This window comes from Arthrobacter sp. NicSoilC5, from assembly GCF_019977395.1.
In the GTDB taxonomy this organism is placed as follows: domain Bacteria; phylum Actinomycetota; class Actinomycetes; order Actinomycetales; family Micrococcaceae; genus Arthrobacter.
The window spans coordinates 2,096,415-2,118,756 of record NZ_AP024660.1; the positions used below are offsets into that span (position 1 = coordinate 2,096,415).

Consider the following 22,342-nt stretch of genomic DNA (forward strand, 5'->3'; position numbering starts at 1 on the left):
AGGCCCAAATAGAACCGCCCTCAAACGCCCCATCACTTCCCGCCCACCAAACCCAAACGCCCCATCACTTCCCGCCCACCAAACCCAAATGCCCCAGCACTTTCCTCAAAGAAGTGATGGGGCGTTTGGGAAAAACCGGCAGGAAGTGATGGGGCGTTAGGGGTTTACTTCTCGACCAGGGTGAGGACGTCGTAGGTGGCCACGATCTCGTCGTGCTGGTTGGTGAGCACAGCGTCCCAGGCCACCTCACCGTATTCGTCGGTTTCGCGCGGGGTGATCTTCTTGGCGGTGAGGGTCACCCGGATGGAATCGCCGGCGGCAACCGGGGTGATGAAGCGAAGGTTCTCCAGGCCGTAGTTGGCCAGGACAGGGCCCGGTGCAGGCTCCACGAAGAGTCCGGCGGCCCAGCTCAGCAGCAGGTAGCCGTGCGCCACGATGCCCGGGAAGAACGGGTTGGCTTCCGCCGCTTCTTGGTTGGTGTGGGCGTAGAACGTGTCCCCGGTGGAGTTGGCGAACGCGCTGATGTCCTCCAGGGTGACCTGCCGCAGGTCGGAACGGACGGCGTCGCCGATCCGCAGGGTGGACAGGTGCTTCCGGAACGGATGCGCGCCCTCGGTCTCCACGGTGAAGTTGCGGTCGGCCCCGGTGTGCCACACACCGGTGACCGCGGTGAGCATGTTCGGGGAGCCCTGGATGGCGGTCCGCTGCATGTGGTGCAGCACGGACCGGATGCCGCCCAGTTCCTCGCCGCCGCCCGCGCGTCCGGGGCCGCCATGGACCAGGTGGGGAACGGGTGAGCCGTGGCCGGTGGAGGACCGGGCGTCCTCGCGGTTCAGCATCAGGACGCGGCCGTGGTGGGCCGCGATGCCGGTGACCAGCTCGCGGGCCGCCTCGGGATCGTTGGTGCACACCGAGGCCACCAGTGAGCCGCCACCGCGGGCGGCGAGGCGTACGGCGTCCGCCAGGTCCTTGTAGCCGATCACCGAGGATACCGGCCCGAAGGCCTCCAGCGAGTGGATGGCTTCAGCTTCCGGGTTGTCCCAGTTCAGGACCACGGGAGCCATGAAGGCCCCACCGTCCACTACCCCGGTGGTTCCGTCGGCGGAGGTGACCGACGGCGAATCGAGCGTTCCGTACGCCAGCTCACCGCCGGCGTCGAGCATTGACTGCACGGCGGCGCGGACGTCCTCCAGCTGTTCCACGGACGCGAGGGCGCCCATGGTGACGCCTTCGCCGCGGGGGTCGCCCAGGACCACGCGCTCGGCGATGCGCTTGCCGATGGCTGCGGACACGGCGGGCACCAGTTCCTGCGGCACGATGGCCCGGCGAATGGCGGTGCATTTCTGGCCGGCCTTGACGGTCATCTCGGTGACCACGGACTTGACGAAGGCGTCGAATTCCGGGGTCCCCTCCACGGCGTCGGGGCCCAGGATGGCAGCGTTCAGGGAGTCGGTCTCGGACGTGAACCGGACGCCGCCCTCCACCACGTTCGGGTGGGACTTGAGGGACTTGGCCGTGGAGGCGGACCCGGTGAACGCCACCAGGTCGCGGTAATCCAGTACATCCAGGAGCCCGCGGACGGAACCGGAGATGAGCTGCAGCGAACCCTGGGGCAGGATGTTGGACTCAACGATGGCCTTGACCACGGCGGCGGCAACATAGCCAGTGGGGGTGGCCGGCTTGACGATGGTGGGGACGCCGGCCAGGAAGGCGGGGGCAAACTTCTCCAGCATGCCCCAGACCGGAAAGTTGAAGGCGTTGATCTGAACCGCGACGCCGGGGATGCGGGTGTAAATGTGTTCGCCGGCGAAGGAACCGTCCTTGGACAGCACCTCCATGGGGCCGTCCACCACCACCTGGGAGTTGGGCAGCTCGCGCCGGCCCTTGGAGCCGAAGGTGAAGAGGACGCCGAGGCCGCCGTCGATGTCCACCATGGAGTCGATCTTGGTGGCGCCGGTCTGGAATGAGAAGTTGTAGAAGTGCTCACGGCGGGCGTTGAGGTACTGCGCCAGCTCCTTGAGCTTGAGGGCGCGCTGGTGGAAGGTCAGCTTGCCGAGTTCAGTCTGGCCGGTGGTGCGGCCGTACTCCACGACGGCGGCGAGGTCCAGGCCTTCCGTGCTCACCTTGGCCAGGACCTCCCCCGTGCTCGCATCCCGGACGGGGACCGCGGAAGCCGAGGAGCCGGCGTCGGGCGTCCACCATGCGTCCATGACGAAGCTGGGCACTGTCTCCACGGTGTCGACCGTGGCCTGGGGAGCTGTGGCTGTGGTGGTCATCGTTGACGGTCCTTCCAACAAGGGGGCAGGCAAACAGGGCGGCCATTACTGACCGTCCGTTCGGTAATATATTCACCATACATGAAGTGCCGTGCTGCACACTAGAAGGCCAGGACCGAATTGGCCACCCAAAGGAGAACGCATGAACGCCCCGTCGCCCCAGGATGCTTCCGATAACCAGCATGAGCTCTGGAAAATCACCCTCGGGGAGCTGGACGAGAAGATGGGCGTAAAAATCCTGGAGGAGTCAGTGGAGCGCGTGGTGGCCACCATGCCCGTGGAGGGCAACCGGCAGTCGTTTGGGCTGCTGCACGGCGGCGCCTCGCTGGCCGTGGGCGAGGCGGTGGGGTCCTGGGCGGCCGTCATCCACGCGAGCACCATGGGCAAGACGGCGGTGGGCGTTGACGTTTCCGCCACGCACCACCGTTCCGCACGCGAGGGCCAGGTGACCATTACCGCCACGCCCATCCACCTGGGCGGGACGCTGACCACGCACGAGGTGCTCATCACCAACGAGGCCGGCCAGCGGCTGTGCACGCTGCGCATCACCAACCTGCTGATGAAGCGAAAAAACTGAAAAAAATCCCCGGCTGTGCATCCATGGGCGGCCTTCCAGAGGTAATAAGCGTGTCAGCATCACCAGCCCGGATACCGGGCATCCCCCAAGGAGTTCGACATGCGCAAAATAACCTACGCCGCCGGAGCACTTTCCCTAGCTGCTTCACTGGCCTTCGCCGCTCCCGCCCAGGCCGGCAACTGGCACCACGATGACGACCCCGCCCAGCTGTCCGTCCTGCACGGGGTACCCGGCCTGACTGTGGATGTCTGGGTGAACGGCGAGCTCACCCTTGATGACTTCACGCCCGGCACCCTGGCCGGACCGCTGGAACTGGCCGCCGGCGATTACCAGATCGCCATCACCGCTTCGGACGCCACCAGCGCCGACAATCCGGTGATCGGCCCGGTGGATGTGCAGCTCGACGAGGGCCGCAATTACACGGCAGTGGCGCACCTTGACGCCGGCGGAGCCCCCACGGCGACCCTCTTCACCAACGACACCAAGGCCCCCGGCAATGACACGAAGGGCAAGCTGACGGTCCGGCACGTCGCCGCAGCGCCCGCGGTGGACGTACTGGCCGGCGGAACCGCCGTAATTGAAGGCCTCAGCAACCCGGATGAGGCAACCCTGAAGCTGAAGGCCGGCACGGTTTCAGCCTCGGTGGCAGCGGCAGGGACCACCGACCCCGTGATCGGCCCTGCTGACATCACCGTCGAAGCTGGGAAGAACACCATCGTCTACGCCTGGGGAAGCCTGGCGGACGGCACGCTGGACGTGGCTGTCCAGGTGGTTGACGGCAAAGAGAGGTGCGTCGGGCGCCACTGAGGCTACCGCAACCGGGAGGCGCGAAGCGCCATTCCCTCGGCATCGCTACGGGCCGGTCCTTGTAGGCCGGCCCGTAGCGGCTACCGCGAAGGCCGCCGGTTCCGCCGGCGCACAAGTACCGTCAGCAGGATCCCGACGGTGAGGACGCCCGCGGCAGCAGCCGCTGCGGGGATGAGCCCGGCTGATCCCGTGTAGGCCAGGCCGCCGCCGGCGCGATCACCGTTTCCGCCCGTGTTGGCAAGGCCCGCAGGAGCGCTGGGAGCGGGGCTGGTTGCCGGCGGAAGTACGACGACGGGGCTCGCCGACGGCGGGGCAGGCGACGGGTCTGCTGGGGCCGGGTCGGTCGCGGCCGGGGTGATCGGGGCGGGAGTGGCCGGGGCAGGAGTGGCCGGGGCAGTGTTGCCTGGTGCGGGGCTTGCCGGTGGCTCAGTCGGTGCCGGACTTGCCGGCGGGGCGGGCGGTGCCGCTGCAGCGGACGCAAACTCAAAGCTGTTGGTGCCCGACCGGCTGTACCCGTTCACGGTTTCTGCCGTGAAGCGCAGCGGGTCCGTACCCTGCGGAGCCGTGAAACTCCATGTCCCGTCATTATGCACGGGCACCTCAAACGGATCCTTTCCTTGGAACGTGACCCGGACCGTGGATCCGGCGGCGACCGCAGATGCCGGAGCAGCGGGAACCTGGCCGCTGATCACCTGGCCCGGCTGGTAGGCCTTCCCGGGTGCGGGGGCCGTGACGGCAGGCTTGTTGAGGAATACTTCCAGCTGGTAGCCGGGCAGCACGGCAAGGGCATCCTCCAGGGTGGCTGCAATGGCCCGCGTCTGGACGCCGTTCTGGCTTTCGGCACCGGTGTGGGTACCAACGGCAAAGTTGCCGCTGATCCACGGGCCGCCGGAGTCGCCGCCCGCCGACGTGACCGTCGATGAATCGAAGGCACGGACCGGCCGGAGGTCGTTGTCGTAGTTGGGCGGAACACTCTTTTGGCCCGGCATCATCCAGATGCCCACCGCATCGACCGTGCCGCACTTCCAGCCGGACGTCCGTCCGGACCTGCAGACGTCCTGGCCCTGGAAGGGCGCTGTGGTTCCCACGATCCTGACAGGATCGGGCGTCCTGGAGTTGCCCCAGGTAGTGGTGGAGGGCTCGGGGTTCACGGAAGGCGCGATGTCCTGGATGACGGCGATGTCGGTCCCTGCCACGGATCCGTCTGCCGCTGCCGAGTTTCCGGGGCCGCCGAACTGGCTGAACCCGAAGCTGCCCAGGGGTGACAGCGGAGGCAACGGCTGAGGCGTCAGGGCGCCGGGCCCGCTCGCGGGCGCCCACCCGGGAGGTTCCACTGACGCCTGCCGCGCCAATCCATCCCTGGCACAGTGTCCGGCGGTCAGGACGAGCGGCAGCCCGGCCGGACTGAACGCGCTGAAACCGGCTGAACAGATGGCGGTGCTGTCCACGTAGTATCCCTGGCCGCCGAGGAGGTCCCCCTCGGTCTTGAGGGAAGCACCCTTCTCCAGTTTCACGTTGGCGTACCGCGCGACGAACTGTGCCGGCGTCATTTTGCCGGTTCCGGACGGCTGGCCGGCGGAAGGAACCGGGTCCGGCTGGTTGCCCGGGGTCCCGGACTCTGCGATGTTGACGGACCCGGTCCGGATGACGAAATGACCGTCGGTGTAGGCAACCGCCTGGAGGCCCTGGGTGCCAACGTCGCGGACATAGGCCTTGTACAGCTGGTCGAGGTCGGCTGCGACCAGCCCGTTCGCCGGCGGAGGCGTGTCCTGGGCCGCCGGGGAGGCGGTGGGGACAGCCGGCGTGGCCGGGAGGGTGACCGTCGGGGGAACCAGTACAAAGGCGGCCGGGCCGGAGCGGTTCAGTTCATCCACCGCGGCCTGAAGCTCCGGACCGTCGCCTTCCACCCTGATGGTGCCGCCTTTCAGGCTGATGCCAACGAAGCCAGGCAAGGCCCGAAGGGTGGGCGCGGCGCCGGCGGCCCGCCGGCCGAGTTCACCGGCAGCATTGAATTCGGCCACGCTGATGCCAAGATCCCGGCGAAGCGCTTCAGCAAGGCCTGCCTCGGAGGGCCCAGCCGCGTTGACAGGAGCAGTCGGGGCGCCGGAAACCGCCTCGTCGCCCGTAGCCGTGCCGGGGGCGCCGGGGCCCTGGGGCGCAGGCGCCGCCATGGGGCTGCCAGTGGTGGCCGGCGCCGGAACGGCCACTGCGGGGCCGGCAGCCAACCCGGACGACAGCACTACGGCGGCTATGGCTCCTGTGGCGGAGATTCTCTTCATGGGGGTTCGCCGTTCCACTCATCCGCGCCTGCGTGCGGGCGCCCTGCGACCGCGGCCGCCGACATCAAATATCAACAGCCACATCAGTAACTTAAGTCACAAGGGTATCTTTCGGCATGCCAAGGCGGAAACGGAATCCAGCTCCGCTTCCCGCAACCCGTGCGCCAGGAGATAGCCACGGGTTCCGAGGTCACGGACAAATGACACCACCGCGAGCCCGCGCCGTTCCAGCAGGGGCTCAAGCTCCGGCCCGGTCAGGTACCGCTCCCGGCCGTGCGGCGGACCATGGGTGCGGTAGCGCTCGTTGATCCCGCGGGCCGCCCGCCGGTAGCCCTCGGCAATAGCCTCGTCCGAGTCACCAGCCAGGTCCTGGACCATGGCCGCGATCAAACCGCTCCGGTCACGGCCGGCGGCGCAGTGCAGCACCACATCCCCTTTGGGCGCGGCGAGGGCAATTGCCCGGAAGACGCCCACCAGTTTTTCCGGGAAAAGGCGCGCATTCTCGGCGTAGTGCGCGGGGTCGTTCAGGTAGGGACCGGTGACGGCGGTAAACCGCGGATCCTCCGGTTCCTCCGTGGGTGCCTGCACCACGTCGATGCCCGCCCAGGCCGCGGCCGGCACCTCGGGGTCATTGCTCCGGCGCCGCGCCTCAACTGCGTTGCGGAGATCGACGACGGTGCGGACGCCGTCGTCGAACGCCTCTTTCCACCCCGCTGCGGTGAGCCACTCGCGGCGTCCCATCCGGTAAATGCCGCCCGAAATGCGCCATGCGTTTACAGCTCCATCCCAGTCCACGGACGTGCCCTTCTTGCTCATCCGCACAGCTAACCACACGCCCCTGAACGGCGCACTGCACAGCAGCGGACATTTCACCAGGGCACAAAGGCCTGCTGACCGCCGCGCAGGGTGGCAATACTGTGGCACCTAGGTACCTGCCCGCGGTGTCCAATGAGGTCATTGTTCAAAGAGGTAACTGTTCAAAGGGGAAATTCATGGCAAGTCCAGCAGTACAGCGGCGCCGTCCGGCTTTCGCAGCCGCCCTCGCAGCCCTGGCAATCACCGCCGGCATGGCAGCGGCCCCGGCCCAGGCCGTGGACAAAGAGAAATACATTGCCCTGGGGGATTCCTATGCCGCCGGACAAGGGGCCGGTCCCTACCTGGACAGCTGCTATCGCAGCGACAACGCCTATTCCGAGCTGGCAGACGTGGACAAAACCGTGCAGCTGGTGGTCAATGCTGCGTGCAGTGGGAAGACCACCTGGGATGTGGTGAACACCCAGCTTCGCCAGCTGAACAAGAGCACGGAACTGGTGACCATTACGGCGGGAGGCAACAACCTGGGCTTCGGCCAGATCATTACCTCCTGCGGTGCTGCTCTTTCTGATCCCGCGGCAGCCCCTGCCTGCGACGCGGCTACGTCCGCCGCGGCGGCAATGATCGGGAGCGGGCAGCTCACCCGCGACGTCATCTCGATGATCCAGAGTGTCAAGGCCGCAGCCCCCAATGCCAGGATCGTTGTCACGGGATACCCGTACCTCTACGATCCGGTGGCCCCGAACCCCGCGGATCCACTGTCCCTGTTCATCAACCAGGCCACCCTTCTGGCGGACGGCCTGGACGCCTCCATCGCAGCGGCCGCCGCTGCCACCGGGGCGCAATACGTCGATGTCAGGGCCGCGTTTGCCGGGCACGGCGTCAACTCCGCAGATCCCTGGATCAACCTGGACCTTGCCAACCCCGCAAGCCCGGACAACTTCCATCCCAACGCCGCGGGCTACCAGGCCTACTTCACTGCGCTGAGCAGTTCGGGCGTCTACTCCGCTCCCTGAGCACGGTCAGCGCCCGGGGTGCGCTCCGCACCCTGGGCGCGGCGGGCCAGCCGGTATTCCAGCCCGGCGCGGACGGCCGGCCATTCGTGCTCCAGGATGGAGAACACCACCGTGTCCCGGAGGGTTCCATCGCTGGTCCGTGAATGGCTGCGGAGCACACCGTCCTGCTTGGCGCCCAACCGGGCAATGGCTTCCCGCGACTGATGGTTCAGCCAGTGCGTGCGGAACTCCACGGCGGGGCAGCCCAGCGCCTCGAAGGCATGCCGGAGCAGCAGGAGCTTGGAGTCGGGGTTGGTCCCTGTCCCCTGCACCGAGGCCGCATTCCACGTGGAGCCGATTTCAACGCGGGGCGTGGCGGCGTCGATGTTCATGTACGTGGTCATGCCGATGATGCGGCCCGGGCCACCTGTGCCCGGATCAATCAGCCGGGTGGTGAAAGGCAGCATGGATCCCTGTTCCTGCAGGGTGAGGCGGCGCCTGATCTCCGCCGCCATGGCGTCCGGCGCGGGCACCGACGTGTACCAGAGCTTCCAGAGTTCGCCGTCGCTGGCTGCGGCCAGCAGGCCGTCGTGGTGTTCCTCCGCGAGCGGCTGCAGGATTACGTGGCGGCCGGTCAGGGTAAGGGGTTCAAGGAAAGTCACTGCACCAGCCTAGGCCCGCCGGCCGCGCGGGTTACGCTGGGGCAAGCACCACGACGTCGAGCGAGGGAGTTATTGTGTCAGGAACCAACCCGGATCCCGAGGACGACAAGATCACCGGCCTGGAGCCTGGCGGCGGGGTTCCGCCGGGCGAAACCCCGCCGGGGGAAGCCTCCACCGCCGGCCCTCAGGGCCACGAGGAGCGCGGCACCGGGAAGGGCACCCAGTTCCTGTGGATCGGCATCATCGGCGTCGTAGTCCTGCTGTGCCTGCTGTACTTCATCGGCTACATCGTGGGCTTCTTCGACTAGGCCGTGTTCCGCCAGGCGGTCAGCCTAACTGGGCCAGTCGAAGAATCCCTTGCCGGTTTTGCGGCCAAGTTCACCGCGGGCCACTTTGTCCTTGAGGATCTGCGGGGGTGCAAACCTCTCGCCAAGGGTGGAGTGGAGGTATTCGGCGATTCCCAGGCGTACGTCCAGGCCCACAATATCCGTGGTTTTGAGCGGGCCGGTGGGGTGTTTGTAGCCCAGGACCATGGCATTGTCGATGTCCTCAGCGGAGGCCACTCCTTCCTCAACCATCCGCATCGCCTCCAGTGCGATGGCCACGCCCAGGCGTGAGGAGGCAAAGCCGGGGGCGTCATTGACCACGACGGCGGTCTTGCCGAGTGCCTCCACCCAGGTTTTCGCCGCATCAGCAAGTTCGGGAGACGTGCGCTCCCCCAGCACCACCTCGATAAGGGTGGATGCCGGCACGGGGTTGAAGAAGTGCAGGCCCAGGAAGTTCTCCGGCCGCTTCAGTTCACGGGCCAGGCCGTTGACGGACAGCGATGACGTGTTGGACGCCATGAAGGCATCCTCTGCCAGCCGTTCCTCGATGCCGCGCAACGCGGTGACTTTCAGGTCCCAGTCTTCGGGCACTGCTTCCACCACCAACTGGCGGTCCCTGAACGCGTCGTAGTCGGTGCTGACGGTCAGCCGGGTCACCAGTTCTTCGAAGTTGGCATCCACCGCCCCGCGTTCAATGCTTTTCAAGGCTGCGGACTCCACCCGTTCCTGGGCAGCTTCGGCGGAGACGTCGTCGCGTTCCACCACCAGCACGTTGGCGCCCTTGATGAGGAAGGCGTGCGCGATGCCGGCGCCCATGCGGCCGCCGCCCAGCACGCCCACGTACGAGGGAAGGCCGGGGGCTACTGATGAATTACTCATGGTCTACTTTCCATCGGCGGGGTTGGCGGAGGCGGCTGCCTTCTTCGCTGCATTGCGGTCCAAAAACGCCTGCATCCGGTCGAATTTGGCCTGCGACTCGAAGAGGATGCCCTGGGCCAGCTGGTCGATCAGCGGGTGCGCTTCTGCGGGGGCGTGGAATACGGACTTGGTGATGCGGACGGCCAACGGGTCCTGCCGCCCGATCCTGCTGGCCAGGCTGTGGGCAGCCTCCAGGAGTTCTGCCGGATCGTGGATTTCCGTGATGAGGTTGGCCGCTTTGGCTTCCTCGGCGCCAAGGACCAGTCCGGCCAGCAGGATCTGCTTGGCCAGCGGCTCGCCGACGAGTTCCCTCAGCCGCCAGCTGGCACCGGCCGCCGCAAGGATTCCGAGCCCTGTTTCCGGGTTGCCGATCCGCACGTTGGGGGTGCCGATTCGGAAGTCCGCGGCGTAGGCGAGTTCCGCGCCGCCGCCCAGGCAGTAGCCGTCCAGGGCCGCGATGACCGGCATGGGCAGCTTGGCGATCCGGACGAAGATGGTGGAGTTGATGCCCTCCAGTGCATCGTCGCGGCGCCGTTCGCGCAGCTGGGCAATATCGGCGCCGGAAGCGAAGACCCCGTCCACGCCGGCGATGATCAGTACCTTGGGGTTCTGTTCCAGGGCCGCGCAGACAGTGTGGAGTTCGTCCACCATCTGCTGGTCGATCGCGTTCTTCACCTGGGGACGGTTGAGCAGCACCACCACCCGGTCCTCGCGCTCCTCCACCAGGAGCGCGGAGAAGTTTTCTGCTGCCAGGTCCACCGCCGCCGCCATCAGATTTTTTCCAGCAGCATCGCCGTGCCCTGGCCTACGCCAATGCACATGGTGGCCAGGCCGATTTTCGCGTCTTCGCGTTCCATCCGTCCCAGCAGGGTGATGGCGATCCGTGACCCGCTGGAACCCAACGGGTGACCCAGGGCGATCGCGCCGCCGTCGCGGTTCACGATCTCCGGTTCCAGCCCAAGCCGGCGGATGCAGGCCAGGGACTGCGTGGCAAAGGCTTCATTGAGTTCGACGGCGGACAGGTCGCCGACGCTCAGGCCGCTCCGCTTGAGCACCTTCTGGGTGGCGGGGACCGGGCCGATGCCCATGATCTCGGGCTCGCAGCCGGCAGAGGCGCCGTCGATGATGCGGGCACGGGGGGTAAGGCCCAGCCGCTCGATGGCTGCTTCCGAGGCGATGATGATGGCGGAGGCGCCATCATTCAGGGACGAGGAGTTCCCGGCCGTCACCACGGAACCGCCGTGCGCCACGGGCTTGAGCTTGGCGAGCACGTCCATGCTGGTACCGGCGCGCGGGCCCTCGTCGGTGTCCACCACGGTCTCTGATTTGCGGGTCTTGACCGTGACGGGCACGATTTCGTCCTTGAACCGGCCGGCCTCGATGGCGTCCAGGGCAAGCTGGTGGGACCGGACGGCGAATGCGTCAGCGTCCTCACGGGAGATGCCGTCCACCCGGGCTACTTCCTCCGCCGTTTCCGGCATGGAGTAGGTCATCTTGCCGTCCCGGGACAGGCCGCCGTGCAGGAAGTGGGGATTGGTGAACCGCCAGCCGATGGAGGTGTCGAAGATCTGGCCCGGCTTGGCGAACGCAGCAGTAGGCTTCTCCTGGACCCAAGGGGCGCGGCTCATGGACTCCACGCCGCCGGCGATGACGATGTCAGCGGCTCCGGCCTTGATCATGTGGCTGGCCTGGATGATGGCACTGAGGCCGGAAGCGCAGAGCCGGTTGACCGTGATTCCCGGAATATGCAGGGGCAGCCCGGCCAGCAGGGTGGCCATGCGGGCCACGTTCCGGTTTTCCTCCCCCGCGCCGTTCGCGTTGCCCAGGATGACTTCGTCGATGCTCTCAGGATCCAGGCCGGCGCGTTCCACGGCTTCCCGGACCACAAGGGCCGCAAGATCATCCGGCCGGACGGAGGACAAGGCGCCCCCATACCTGCCTACGGGCGTTCGGACCCCACCAACAAGGAAAGCCTGCGGACCTGCGGTTGCAGCCATGGAAACACCCTTCACGCGATAAACAGCACTGTCATCGGCGGCCGGCGCAGCGAAATTTCCCACTTACCGACCGTTCGTTCTGTAAATGGTACACGGGCAGCCCCGGCCGCGCATCCGGTTACAGGACCCTCACCCCAAGATGCGCAGCGATCAGCGGCGCCAGGAGCCCCAACTGATACTCATCGATCACGAGCCCGGACAGGCTGCCAAGGCCGCTGACCCGGCGGAACTCCGTGCCCCTGATGTCGAAGTCCTTCAGCCTGGCACCCGTCAGGTCAAGTGATCCAAGGGTGCAGTCTTCCAACCGCACGCGGGTGGCGCCGGCACCCCCCAGGTCCAGTTCGTTGATGATGCACCCACTGATGAGCACGTCCGCGAGCTTGGCGCCGCGGAGGTTGAGGTAGTCCAGCTTGCCGCCTTCGATCCGGACGGACTGCCAGCCGCTTTCATACAATTCGGCCGAGCCCAGGCGCGGGTTGCGAAGCTCCACGTCCCGCCAGGTACTGCGGGCACCCTGGAAGACCGGCGCGTACGCCTCCGCCAGGATGCAGTCGCGGAACGAGGTGCCGCGGAGCTGCGCGTCGTTGAAAGAGGCAGCATCGAACCGGCACTCGGCAAATACGGCCTCACCCAGGTCAAGGCCATCCAGGGCGGCGCGGTTGAACCGCAGATTTTCGTACCGGTCCCCGCGGCGGAATACCGGATCCTGCAGTTCTTCGAGATCCTGCAGTTCCACGGCGGAAAGCCGGGGCGGGGCCACCTTGGCCGCCGCCGTGCCACGTCCTTTATCCATAGGCCGAGCCTAGTGCCGCTGCAGCCAGCCGGCCGCAACTGCAACAGGGTACTTGAAATAGTAAGCAAGCTTTGTTTATGGTGAAAGGGCACGGTTGATCGACGGAAACGAAAGGAGGCCGGAACCATGGGCCTCGGAGACAAGATCAGTAACGCGGCAGAGGACCTTGGCGGCAAGGCCAAGGAAGCTGCAGGCAACGCGACCGACAACGACCACCTGAAGGCAGAAGGCCAGGCCGACCAGGTCAAGGCAGACGCCAAGAAGGTGGGCGAAAGCGTGAAGGACGAGTTCAAGCGCAACTAGTCCTTGCTGCTGCAGCCGCAGCGAACGGCGTGCTGCAACAGCCCAAAACGGCGGCGGATCCAATGCATCTGCCGCCGTTTCGCTGTCCACCCACCATCGATTGCTGAGTAGATGCCGTTTTGGGGCCCCAAAACGGCATCTACTCAGCAATCGATGGGGTTCACCAGCCGCTGCGGGTTGGGGTGTGCCCCTTCCGGGAATCTTCGGGCATGGCCATCTCGGCCCGGACACCCAACAGCCGGACAGCGTTGCCGGGTTCGATCTTTGAGACCAGGCCAAGCACCCCTGCCAGCACCAACGCGGGATCGGAGGTCTCGGGGATCTTCCGCGCGTAAGTCCTGGTGGTGAAGGGAACGTAGCGGACCTTCAACGTCAGGCCGACCACCGGCCTGCCTTCGGCGGCAACATCCTCCAGGACGTGCGCAGCCAGCTCCCGGACGGCGTCCTCAATCTGCGCCCCGTCGGTCAGGTCCCGCTGGAAAGTGGTTTCGCGGCTGTGCCCGCGCGCCACCCACGGGGTGTCATCGACGGTCCGGGAACCGTCGCCCCGTCCCAGTTGCGCATACCAGGGCCCCATTTTTGGACCGAATTCGGGAACCAGGTCATCGGGGTTCGCCGCTGCCAGTTCGGCAACGGTCGTGATCCCCAGGGTGGCGAGCCGGCGGGACACCGCCTTTCCCACACCCCAGAGGTCGATGGTGGGCCGCTCCCCCATGACCTCAAGCCAATTCCCTTGCGTGAGGCGGAAAACGCCCGCGGGTTTGCCGAACGTCGTCGCGACCTTGGCACGGACCAGGGTGTCCCCGATGCCGACGCTGCAGTGCAGCTGGGTTTCCGCCAGGACTGCCTCCTGCAGCCGGCGGGCAAAGGCTTCGGGATCGGCCGCCTCGAGCCCGACGAACGCCTCGTCCCAGCCGAGCACCTGGACGGTGGTTCCCGGCTGGGCACGCAGGACCGCCATCACCTTTTCGGATGCTTCCAGGTAGGCTTCGTGGTCCACCGGCAGGATGACCGCATCGGGCACTTTCCGCGCGGCGATGCGCAGCGGCATTCCGGACCCCACGCCGTAGGCCCGTGCTTCGTAGGACGCCGTGGACACCACTGCCCGCTCCGTGGGGTCGCCCCGGCCGCCGACGATTACCGGCCTGCCCGCAAGCTCGGGACGGCGCAGTACCTCGACGGCGGCGATGAACTGGTCCAGGTCCACATGCAGCACCCACTGTTCGCTCACAAGCCCCAGTCTGCCCCCGCCATGCAGCGTGCACCACCCCGCCTCCCGCCGTCGAATACCCCGGGGCACAAACGCGGGACATCCCGGGCACCGCCGGTTAGCCTTGGCCCATGACGAACGTAGACCTCAGCGCTGCGGGCGCGGCTGCCGGCGGCTCCCCCTCCCTGCACGGCTACCTCGCCGTGCCTGTTGGACAGGGGCCGTTTCCCGGCGTCGTGATGATCCATGAAGCGTTCGGCCTGGACGACCAGACCCGGCGGCACGCGGACCGGCTGGCCCGGGCCGGGTACCTCACCCTGGCCGTGGACCTGTACAGCGACGGCGGTCCGCGGCGTTGCCTGGTGGGAACCATGCGCGCCATGGCGGCCCGTACGGGGCGTCCCTTCACCGACATCGCCACGGCCCGTACCTGGCTCGCGGAGTCTGAACTGTGCAACGGCAAAACCGGGGTGATCGGCTTCTGCATGGGCGGCGGGTTCGCCCTGCTGGTGGCGCGTGACGGGTTCGACGCCGCTTCCGTCAACTACGGCCGGCTCCCGGGCAAGCAGCAGCAGGAACTGGAAGACGCACTGCGCGGTTCCTGCCCCATCGTGGCCAACTACGGCGGCGCGGACAGGTCCCTGAAGAGGGCTGCGGCGCGCCTCGAAACTGCGCTGGACCAGTTGGGCATCGAGCACAGCGTGAAGGAGTTTCCCGGCGCCGGGCACGCCTTCCTCAACGACGAAGAAATCGGGCCGGTTCTCCTCAGGCCGCTGATGCGGGTCATGGGCGTGGGGCCGGACCCCGAGTCAGCCCCGGAGGCCTGGCAGCGCATCGAGGACCACTTCGCCAGGTACCTGAAGGACTAAGCAGCAGCAGAGGGGCTGGACCTGTCCGGCACTCCGTGGAAACGCCGACGGCGGGCCACCCACTGAAGGGGCGCCCCGCCGTCGAACATTGTCCGGAAAGCGTTAGCTGAAGAGCTCGCTCTTAGGCTCGTTGTTCTTGACCTTCTGCCAGCCGAGCCACAGGAGCACGGCGAAGAACGGGATCGTGCCCAGGGTCCAGAGGCCCAGGTAGAACACCTCGCCGGTGGCCTTGTCCGTCATGGTGTCGAAGCCGATGAGGATGGTGATGGCGAGCAGGCCCAGCAGTCCGGCCCAGCTGGTCCACGGCGAGCCGGGCATCGGCAGGGTGGAGGTGATGCCCTTGCGGCGGCGCAGCACGATCTGGCTGGCGAAGATGGCACCCCAGCAGAAGATCACGCCGATCGAGGCGCTGTTGAGCGCCAGGTCGAAGGCGTGCGAACCGCCCAGCCAGATATTCAGCAGGATGCCCACCAGGTAGAACGCCGCGATGGCCAGGATGGCGGCATACGGGACGTGCCGCTTGGACATTTTGGTAAGCCACTGCGGGGCGTGGCCGTTGTTGGCCATGGTGCGGAAGACCCGGCCAATGGAGTACAGGCCGGAGTTGCACGAGGACAGCGCGGCGGTGATGACGATCATGTTCATCACATCGCCCACCCAGCCCAGGCCCATCTGGCCGAAAACGGTCACGAACGGCGACGTGCCGGCCTTGTACTGGTCGGACGGCAGCAGCATGGCCAGCAGCAGCACGGAACCGACATAGAACACCACGATGCGCAGGACGACGGCTCGGATCGCCTTGGGCACTTCGCGCTCCGGCTTTTGCATCTCGCCGGCAGTGACTCCGACCAGCTCGATGCCGTTGTAGGCGAAGATCACGGCGTTAAGGACCAGGACCATCACCAGCGCACCCTTGGGGAACATGCCGCCGTCGGCTGCGAAGAGGTTGGCCACCGAGGCATGCCCGGTGCCCACCTGGGCATTGGTGACCACCATGAAGGTGCCCACGGCCAGGAAGATGACGATGGCGCCGACCTTGAGGCAGGACGCCCAGAACTCGAATTCGCCAAACGCCTTAACGCTCAGCAGGTTGACCGCCACCAGCAGAGCCAGGGCCGCGATGGCCGAGGCTTCCACGGGGACGTTGGGGAAGAAGAACTGGAAGTACAGACCGATGGCGATGAGCTCCGCGATGCCCGTCATGCCCCAGTTGATGAAGTACATCCAACCGGACAGGTAGGCGCCCTTTTTGCCGAACATCTCCCCCGAATAGCTCACCAGGGAGCCGGAGGTCTGGCGGTACATGATGAGTTCGCCCAGGGCCCGCATGAGCAGGTAGGCAATGACGCCGGCAATGGCGTAGGAGAAAATCAGGGCCGGGCCGGTGGAGGCCAGGCGTCCGCCGGCTCCCATGAAGAGGCCCACGCCGATGGCGCCGCCCATGGCAATCATGGTGACGTGGCGTCGGCCCAGCGTCTTTTTGTAGCCCTCGGCGCTGAGGGACGGGTCGACGGCGGAGGATGGCGCCGTGCTGTTCTTGAGGTCTGTGGGGGTACTTTGAGGCACAACTGTTCCTTGTGGGTTGGGGGTTGGCCGCATCCGGTCTTCGTATGATCAAGCTCACAAAATTCGGCCTTTAGGCCTTGGGACCAGCAGATGTGAGGGTGGATCGGCCGAACTGCCGAAGCTTCACGCGACCTGACCATCTTACAAGACGGTCCGGGGTGGTACGTGACGCGCACTACACCCCGGCGCCCGGCGATAGGCTGGGGGCATGGCAACAGCCCACCGCTTACCGCCCGCCCCGCAACCCCAGCTGTACCGGTTTTCGCCCCTGGACCTGGCCACACTGTGCCTCTACGTTGCCATTGCCGGGTTCTTCGCGGTGGCCGGCAATGTGCTGTCCCCACTGCTTCGGCTGGTGGCCCCGTCCCCGGCAGCGGCCTCTTATGCCGTGAACCTGCTGTTCTATGCCTCCGTGGGAATACTCGCGCTCCTGGCCGCCCGCCGGGTGGTGGCGCGGGACCTTAGAGTGCTGGGGACCCGGCCCTGGTTCACCCTGCTGATGGTGCCGGCAGCCGTGATCGCGATGATGATCCTGACCGCCGTCGTGGTGGCCGCGAACGGGCAGGTTGAAACCTCCGCCAACCAGGCCGGGCTGCAGGCGCTGATGCAGCAGGTCCCCGCATGGCTCATGGTGCCTTTGCTGGTGGTGGTGGGTCCGTTCGTGGAGGAGTACATCTTCCGCCACCTGCTCATCGGCAAGATGTCCAGGCGCGTGAACGTCTGGATCTGCTGCGCCCTGTCCGTGGTGCTGTTCGCCGCGCTGCACATCGTGGGGCAGGAGGCGCTGACCCTGACTGCCCTGCTCCCCTACCTGGCCATGGGTGCCACCCTGGTGTCCGTCTACATGTGGACCGGGAAGAACCTCATGTTTTCCTACTTCGTGCACGCCGCCAAGAACCTGCTGGCCGTGATCCTGGTTTACGCCATCCCGCCGGAACTGTTCAACCAGATGCAGAACGTCCAGGCCTAGGCGCGCGCACAGGACCTTCCGCAACGCCCCGGCCGCCCTTACCGTGGACGGATGGGACTAAACATCCAGATCGTTGTCGATTGCGCCAGCCCGCATGAGCTGGCCGACTGGTGGGCCGAAACCCTGCAGTGGGCGGTGGAACCGCAGGACGCAGGCTTTATCCGCTCCATGATTGAGCAGGGCTACGCCACCGAAAACCAGACCACGACGCACCGCGGAAACCTGGTGTGGAAGGACGGCGCCGCCATCCGGCCACCGGAGGAGATCGAGGCCAAGGATCCGCAGCGGCGCATCCTGTTCCAGACCGCACCCGAGGGAAAAACGGTGAAGAACCGGGTGCACTGGGACGTCCGGCTGGACGGCAGGGACAAGGATGAGGTGCGGCGCGAACTCGAGGCACGCGGGGCTTCCTTCCTCTGGTCTGCTCGGCAGGGACCGCATTCCTGGCACACCATGGCGGACCCCGAGGGCAACGAGTTCTGCATCAGCTAAGCACGATTACTAGACTTGGACGGTGAGCAACCAGATCCCCGCCCCCGTGTCCGATGTCTTCGATCCCACGCGCTGGCGGGTGGTTTCCGGCTTCGAGGACTTCCAGGACATGACCTACCACCGGCAGGTGGAGCGGGATTCCGGGGGCGGCTGGGTGCGTGACCTGCCCACGGTCCGGATCGCGTTCAACCGCCCGGAGGTCCGCAACGCGTTCCGGCCCGGCACCGTGGACGAGCTCTACCGCGCCATGGACCACGCCCGGATGACGCCGGACGTCGCCACCGTGCTGCTGACCGGCAACGGCCCCTCCCCCAAGGACGGCGGCCACTCCTTCTGCTCCGGCGGCGACCAGCGGATCCGGGGCCGGGATGGCTACCGGTACGCCGACGGCGAGACCCAGGAAACCATCGACCCCGCCCGGGCCGGCAGGCTGCACATCCTGGAAGTCCAGCGCCTGATGCGCACCATGCCCAAGGTGGTCATCGCCGTCGTCAACGGCTGGGCAGCCGGCGGTGGCCACTCGCTGCATGTCGTGTCAGACCTGACCATCGCGTCCCGGCAGCACGGAAAGTTCAAGCAGACGGACGCCACGGTGGGAAGCTTCGACGCCGGCTACGGCTCGGCGCTCCTGGCCCGGCAGGTGGGCCAAAAGACCGCCCGCGAGATCTTCTTCCTGGCCCGCGAATATTCCGCAGAAGACATGGTCCGCATGGGCGCGGTCAACGAGGCCGTGGACCACGAACGCCTGGAGGAGGTGGCGCTCGAGTACGCAGCTGACATCGCCCGGCAGTCCCCGCAGGCCATCCGCATGCTGAAGTTCGCGTTCAACCTTGCCGACGACGGCCTGGCCGGCCAGCAGGTGTTCGCCGGTGAAGCCACCCGGCTGGCCTACATGACGGACGAGGCTGTGGAGGGCAAGGAGGCCTTCCTGCAAAAACGCGACCCCGACTGGTCACGCTTCCCGCACTACTTCTAAGGCAGGACGGCAATGAACAGCGAAGCCTCACCGAGCACCGCCCACGGCGGCCCGCTCAACATCGAACCGGCCCTGAAAGCCCTCGCGGCCGCCCTCCACGGCGAGGGCCCCGCCGTCGAACTGTCCGTTGGACCGGACGGTGAACTGGTGGTGGGCCACGTGGAGACCCCCGGCTGCGACGACGCCGTGGCCGTGGTCCGCACCTCCGGTTCCACCGGCACGCCCAAGGCAACCCTGCTGACCGTGGAGTCCCTGGCGGCATCCTCGATGGCCACCGCGCTGCGGCTCAAGGGCGAGGGCCAGTGGCTGCTGGCCCTGCCCGTGCAGTTCGTAGCCGGCATCCAGGTGCTGGTGCGGTCCCTCTTTGCCGGGACCCGGCCGTGGGTGATGGACATGTCCGGCGGCTTCACCCCGGAGGCCTTCACGGCGGCCGCGCTGGAACTCACGGACAAGATCCGCTTCACTTCCCTGGTTCCCACGCAGCTCCAGCGGCTCCTGGACGATCCTTCGCCGGACACGCTTGCCGTGCTCCGCCGTTTCAACGCCATCCTGCTGGGCGGGGCCCCTGCATCCCCGGCCCTGCTGGACGCCGCCCGCGACGCAGGAGTGCGGGTGGTCACCACGTACGGTTCCGCGGAAACCTCAGGTGGGTGCGTGTACGACGGCTACCCCCTGGAAGGCGTCTCGGTCCGGGTGGCGGAGGACGGCCGGATCCTGCTGGGCGGGGACACCGTGGCTGCCGGGTACATCGAGGCCCCGGACGAGGAAACCGGAACATTCTTCGAGGAGGACGGGGTTCGCTGGTACCGCACCAGCGACCTCGGCACGATTGACGACGACGGCCGGCTCACCGTGCTGGGCCGGGCGGACGACGTCATCATCACCGGCGGCGTCAAGGTATCGGCCGGCCACGTGCAGGAGCAGCTGGAAAAGTCCGACGCCGTCGCAGCGGCTTTCGTGGCCGGCGTCCCTTCCGCGGAATGGGGCCAGGCGGTGGCGGCCTACGTGGCGCTGGCACCCCAGGGTGCCGCCGGTGAAGCCGGACCCGGGCAGGAAGCCGGGGACCCCGGCGTCGTGCTTCAACAGCACTGGCAGCGGCAGTTGGGGGTGCTGGCGCCCAAAACGGTCCTCACCGCGCCTGCCCTGCGGATGCTGCCCAACGGAAAACCGGACCGGCTCGCCATGGCCGCCGAACTCAGCTCCCGGCACGGGGGAAAGTAGAGTGGACCTGCACCACCGCGGCCGGTGCACACGTTCCATCCAGCCGTCTTACCGAAACAACACGAGGTACTAACCGTGGCAACAGCCGCCCAATGGATCCAAGGCGCCCGACTCCGGACGCTGCCGGCAGCGATCGCGCCGGTGCTGATCGGCACCGCCGCCGCCTACGAAATGGACTCGTTCCTCCTGCCCAATGCGATCCTCGCGGCGCTGGTGGCGCTCCTGCTCCAGGTGGGCGTGAACTTCGCCAACGACTACTCGGACGGCATCCGCGGGACGGACGATGACCGGGTGGGTCCGCTGCGGCTGGTGGGCTCCGGTGCCGCCAAGCCCGAACACGTCAAGTGGGCGGCGTTCGGCGCCTTCGCCCTGGCCATGGTGTTCGGCCTGGTCCTGGTGGTCCTCACCCAGGCATGGTGGCTGATCCTGGTGGGCCTGGGCTGCGTCATGGCCGCGTGGGGCTACACCGGCGGCAAGAACCCCTACGGCTACATGGGCCTGGGCGACCTGTTCGTGTTCGTCTTCTTCGGCCTGGTGGCCACCCTGGGCACCACCTTCACCCAGGCAGGGCACATCAGCCTGTCCGCGGTCATCGGCGCCATCGGCACCGGGCTGATCGCCACCGCACTGCTCATGGCCAACAACGTCCGGGACATTCCCACCGACATGCAGGCCGGCAAGAAAACCCTGGCCGTGCGGCTTGGGGACAAGCACGCGCGCGAAAGCTACGTCCTGATGCTTGCCGTAGCCATCCTGCTGGTGGTGATCCTGGCGCCGGGACGGCCGTGGATCCTGATCGTGCTGCTGCTCATTCCGGCCTGCCTGATGCCGGCCTGGCTGATGATCAACGGCCGCAAGCGCAAGAGCCTGATCCCGGTCCTGAAGCAGACCGGCCTGATCAACCTCGGCTACAGCGTGCTGTTCTCACTGGGGCTGGTCCTCAGCCACGGGTTCTAGCTCTTCTTGCCGCTGCCCTTGGCGTTGTTGATGGTGATGTCCGGGTTGGCGTCCAGCAGGGCGTCCTCGGCGTTGGCGTCCTGGACCTCGCCGGCGGAACGCATCGGCTTGGCCTTCCCGGAGAAGCGGTGCTGCAGGGCTGCCGAGGCGGCGTCGCGCTGCTTCTGGAAGAACAGGTAGCTGATGGCAAACGCAATGAGTGCGGCGCAGATAACCGCCATCAGCGCCCCGACCTGCAGGAGCGCAAACAGGACAAACAGGGGCACGAAGATTGCCAGGCGGATCAGGGAGTATTTCAAAAAGGCCACTATTCAAGTTTAGCCGCCCCGGCCAGCAGCCCCTGCGCGTCCTGACGATAGACTTAATGGCATGCTCTTCCGTGTGGCTTTGGCCGTCGCAGTCCTCGTCATCTTTGTGTATGGCCTGGTGGACGTGATCCGCACTGAAGGCCGCCTGACCCGGGGCATTTCGAAACCCGCGTGGATCATCGTGCAGATCGTCCTCCCCGTCCTCGGCGCCGTCCTGTGGCTGCTGATCGGCCGGCCGCGCGGCACTGCGCAGCCGCGGCCCAGCTACCCGCACCCCACCGCCCCGGATGACGACCCGGACTTCCTGCGCAACCTGGAGGCACGCCGCCGCAACCAGGCCGAGGCCGAGCGGCTGAAGAAGCTGCGTGACGAGCTGGAGTCCAAGGCCAAGGAGGACGGCGGGAAGCACCCGCGCGGCACGGACGAACACGATACCGACGGACTGAAATAACGCCCATGGCGTCCCCTTCCGGAGGAGAAGAGCGGCGGCTGTCCGCTCCCCCACCGAGGCCCGGCCTGTCCTACTCAGCGCCACCGCCCATCCCGGTCGCTCCCCCTGTGCCGCGGACTGTCCGCACCGCCCGGTCGCTGTGGCTCTTCAGCTTCGCCGCCGGGCTGGCAGTCCTGCTGGGCTCCTTCGTGGCCCGTGACTCCAACCTGCAGCGGCTTCGCGGAGTGGTGGCGGACATGGCCTCGGGAAGCGACGCCGGATCGGTGGGAACCGCAGCGAACATCGTGTTCTGGGGCAGCATCGGCGCCCTGCTCCTGGTGACCGTGCTGGAGGCCGCTGTCCTGGCCGCAGTAATGGGCCGCCGGACCTGGGGCCGCTGGGCCCTGGTGCTGCTGCTGGCCGGCCATCTGCCCGTCATGGTCCTTGCGTCCGCGTTCCTGGTCCCCAGTGGCGCCGCGGGCAGTTACGTGGTGATGCTGTGGGGCGCCGAACTTCTCCTGGCCTTCGCCGGGCTGGTGCTCCTGTTCCTGCCGCCCGCGGGAGCCTGGCTGAAGCGTCAGCGTCCGCGGGGCTGAG

The 22,342-nt window shown here is 67.0% G+C and carries 24 protein-coding genes; 13 read left to right on the top strand and 11 right to left on the bottom strand.

Annotated elements, in window-relative coordinates; all coding sequences use genetic code 11:
* Positions 1-164 precede the first annotated feature (164 nt).
* Positions 165-2,276: a phenylacetic acid degradation bifunctional protein PaaZ gene (gene paaZ, locus LDO22_RS09855; protein ID WP_224026960.1), complete on the bottom strand. Its 2,112-nt coding sequence runs from the start codon at positions 2,274-2,276 to the stop codon at positions 165-167.
* Positions 2,277-2,418: 142 nt separating this feature from the next.
* Here paaZ and LDO22_RS09860 point away from each other — a divergent pair, with 142 nt between their 5' ends.
* Positions 2,419-2,853 carry a hotdog fold thioesterase gene (locus LDO22_RS09860; RefSeq protein ID WP_159630886.1) on the top strand — a complete coding sequence of 145 codons (435 nt, stop codon included), beginning with the start codon at positions 2,419-2,421 and terminating at the stop codon, positions 2,851-2,853.
* 99 nt (positions 2,854-2,952) lie between these two features.
* On the top strand, positions 2,953-3,660 hold the full coding sequence (locus tag LDO22_RS09865) for a DUF4397 domain-containing protein (RefSeq protein WP_224026961.1): 708 nt from the start codon (positions 2,953-2,955) through the stop codon (positions 3,658-3,660).
* Positions 3,661-3,740: 80 nt separating this feature from the next.
* On the opposite strand, the gene LDO22_RS09870 is transcribed toward LDO22_RS09865, so the two are convergent.
* Together LDO22_RS09870 and LDO22_RS09875 are read right to left on the bottom strand one after the other, a co-directional pair.
* On the bottom strand, positions 3,741-5,939 hold the full coding sequence (locus tag LDO22_RS09870) for a S1 family peptidase (protein WP_224026962.1): 2,199 nt from the start codon (positions 5,937-5,939) through the stop codon (positions 3,741-3,743).
* Positions 5,940-6,035: 96 nt separating this feature from the next.
* Complete coding sequence (locus tag LDO22_RS09875) at positions 6,036-6,755, bottom strand: tyrosine-protein phosphatase (RefSeq protein ID WP_159630880.1); 720 nt, start codon at positions 6,753-6,755, stop codon at positions 6,036-6,038.
* Between the two features lie 176 nt (positions 6,756-6,931).
* Between LDO22_RS09875 and LDO22_RS09880 the strand changes: the two genes are divergently transcribed.
* Positions 6,932-7,768, top strand: a complete 837-nt coding sequence (locus LDO22_RS09880; protein WP_224026963.1) for an SGNH/GDSL hydrolase family protein — start codon at positions 6,932-6,934, stop codon at positions 7,766-7,768.
* Here LDO22_RS09880 and LDO22_RS09885 read toward each other — a convergent pair.
* Positions 7,753-8,409 carry a GNAT family protein gene (locus tag LDO22_RS09885; protein ID WP_224026964.1) on the bottom strand — a complete coding sequence of 219 codons (657 nt, stop codon included), beginning with the start codon at positions 8,407-8,409 and terminating at the stop codon, positions 7,753-7,755. The genes LDO22_RS09880 and LDO22_RS09885 overlap by 16 nt on opposite strands.
* A gap of 74 nt (positions 8,410-8,483) precedes the next feature.
* Here LDO22_RS09885 and LDO22_RS09890 point away from each other — a divergent pair, with 74 nt between their 5' ends.
* A complete protein-coding gene (locus tag LDO22_RS09890) occupies positions 8,484-8,717 on the top strand; it encodes a DUF6480 family protein (protein WP_159630874.1) in 234 nt (77 codons plus the stop codon).
* Between the two features lie 24 nt (positions 8,718-8,741).
* Here LDO22_RS09890 and LDO22_RS09895 read toward each other — a convergent pair whose 3' ends face one another.
* The 4 genes from LDO22_RS09895 to LDO22_RS09910 all read right to left on the bottom strand — a co-directional run bounded on the left by LDO22_RS09895 (position 8,742) and on the right by LDO22_RS09910 (position 12,443).
* Positions 8,742-9,614, bottom strand: a complete 873-nt coding sequence (locus LDO22_RS09895; protein ID WP_224026965.1) for a 3-hydroxyacyl-CoA dehydrogenase family protein — start codon at positions 9,612-9,614, stop codon at positions 8,742-8,744.
* A 3-nt stretch (positions 9,615-9,617) separates the two neighbouring features.
* Positions 9,618-10,424 (bottom strand): enoyl-CoA hydratase/isomerase family protein, encoded by an 807-nt coding sequence (locus LDO22_RS09900; protein ID WP_224026966.1) that lies wholly within the window; start codon positions 10,422-10,424, stop codon positions 9,618-9,620.
* Positions 10,424-11,650 (bottom strand): thiolase family protein, encoded by a 1,227-nt coding sequence (locus LDO22_RS09905; protein ID WP_159630870.1) that lies wholly within the window; start codon positions 11,648-11,650, stop codon positions 10,424-10,426. The genes LDO22_RS09900 and LDO22_RS09905 overlap by 1 nt, the downstream gene beginning before the upstream one ends.
* Before the next feature lie 118 nt (positions 11,651-11,768).
* Positions 11,769-12,443, bottom strand: coding sequence for a pentapeptide repeat-containing protein (locus LDO22_RS09910; RefSeq protein WP_224026967.1), 675 nt, complete (start codon positions 12,441-12,443; stop codon positions 11,769-11,771).
* 126 nt (positions 12,444-12,569) lie between these two features.
* Between LDO22_RS09910 and LDO22_RS09915 the strand changes: the two genes are divergently transcribed.
* On the top strand, positions 12,570-12,746 hold the full coding sequence (locus LDO22_RS09915; RefSeq protein WP_159630868.1) for a CsbD family protein: 177 nt from the start codon (positions 12,570-12,572) through the stop codon (positions 12,744-12,746).
* Positions 12,747-12,906: 160 nt separating this feature from the next.
* On the opposite strand, the gene LDO22_RS09920 is transcribed toward LDO22_RS09915, so the two are convergent.
* Positions 12,907-13,962, bottom strand: a complete 1,056-nt coding sequence (locus LDO22_RS09920; RefSeq protein ID WP_224027210.1) for a DNA polymerase IV — start codon at positions 13,960-13,962, stop codon at positions 12,907-12,909.
* Between the two features lie 125 nt (positions 13,963-14,087).
* Between LDO22_RS09920 and LDO22_RS09925 the strand changes: the two genes are divergently transcribed.
* Positions 14,088-14,825 carry a dienelactone hydrolase family protein gene (locus tag LDO22_RS09925; RefSeq protein WP_224026968.1) on the top strand — a complete coding sequence of 246 codons (738 nt, stop codon included), beginning with the start codon at positions 14,088-14,090 and terminating at the stop codon, positions 14,823-14,825.
* Positions 14,826-14,927: 102 nt separating this feature from the next.
* Here the strand turns inward: LDO22_RS09925 and LDO22_RS09930 are convergent, their stop codons facing one another.
* A complete protein-coding gene (locus LDO22_RS09930; protein ID WP_159630864.1) occupies positions 14,928-16,391 on the bottom strand; it encodes an amino acid permease in 1,464 nt (487 codons plus the stop codon).
* A 208-nt stretch (positions 16,392-16,599) separates the two neighbouring features.
* Between LDO22_RS09930 and LDO22_RS09935 the strand changes: the two genes are divergently transcribed.
* The 5 genes from LDO22_RS09935 (at position 16,600) to LDO22_RS09955 (ending at position 21,007) form a co-directional block, all read left to right on the top strand.
* The gene (locus tag LDO22_RS09935) at positions 16,600-17,361 is read left to right on the top strand and encodes a CPBP family intramembrane glutamic endopeptidase (protein ID WP_224026969.1); all 762 of its coding nucleotides are present in this window, start codon (positions 16,600-16,602) and stop codon (positions 17,359-17,361) included.
* 51 nt (positions 17,362-17,412) lie between these two features.
* A complete protein-coding gene (locus LDO22_RS09940) occupies positions 17,413-17,853 on the top strand; it encodes a VOC family protein (protein WP_159630860.1) in 441 nt (146 codons plus the stop codon).
* A gap of 22 nt (positions 17,854-17,875) precedes the next feature.
* Positions 17,876-18,829, top strand: coding sequence for a 1,4-dihydroxy-2-naphthoyl-CoA synthase (locus LDO22_RS09945; RefSeq protein ID WP_224026970.1), 954 nt, complete (start codon positions 17,876-17,878; stop codon positions 18,827-18,829).
* Positions 18,830-18,841: 12 nt separating this feature from the next.
* A complete protein-coding gene (locus tag LDO22_RS09950) occupies positions 18,842-20,050 on the top strand; it encodes an AMP-binding protein (RefSeq protein ID WP_224026971.1) in 1,209 nt (402 codons plus the stop codon).
* Between the two features lie 75 nt (positions 20,051-20,125).
* Positions 20,126-21,007 carry a 1,4-dihydroxy-2-naphthoate polyprenyltransferase gene (locus LDO22_RS09955; RefSeq protein ID WP_159630854.1) on the top strand — a complete coding sequence of 294 codons (882 nt, stop codon included), beginning with the start codon at positions 20,126-20,128 and terminating at the stop codon, positions 21,005-21,007.
* On the opposite strand, the gene LDO22_RS09960 is transcribed toward LDO22_RS09955, so the two are convergent.
* Complete coding sequence (locus tag LDO22_RS09960) at positions 21,004-21,315, bottom strand: DUF4229 domain-containing protein (protein WP_224026972.1); 312 nt, start codon at positions 21,313-21,315, stop codon at positions 21,004-21,006. The two genes, LDO22_RS09955 and LDO22_RS09960, sit on opposite strands and share 4 nt — an antisense overlap.
* Positions 21,316-21,376: 61 nt before the next feature.
* Between LDO22_RS09960 and LDO22_RS09965 the strand changes: the two genes are divergently transcribed.
* On the top strand, positions 21,377-21,766 hold the full coding sequence (locus LDO22_RS09965; protein ID WP_224026973.1) for a PLD nuclease N-terminal domain-containing protein: 390 nt from the start codon (positions 21,377-21,379) through the stop codon (positions 21,764-21,766).
* A gap of 5 nt (positions 21,767-21,771) precedes the next feature.
* On the top strand, positions 21,772-22,341 hold the full coding sequence (locus LDO22_RS09970) for a hypothetical protein (RefSeq protein ID WP_224026974.1): 570 nt from the start codon (positions 21,772-21,774) through the stop codon (positions 22,339-22,341).
* The last annotated feature ends 1 nt before the right edge of the window (position 22,342 follow it).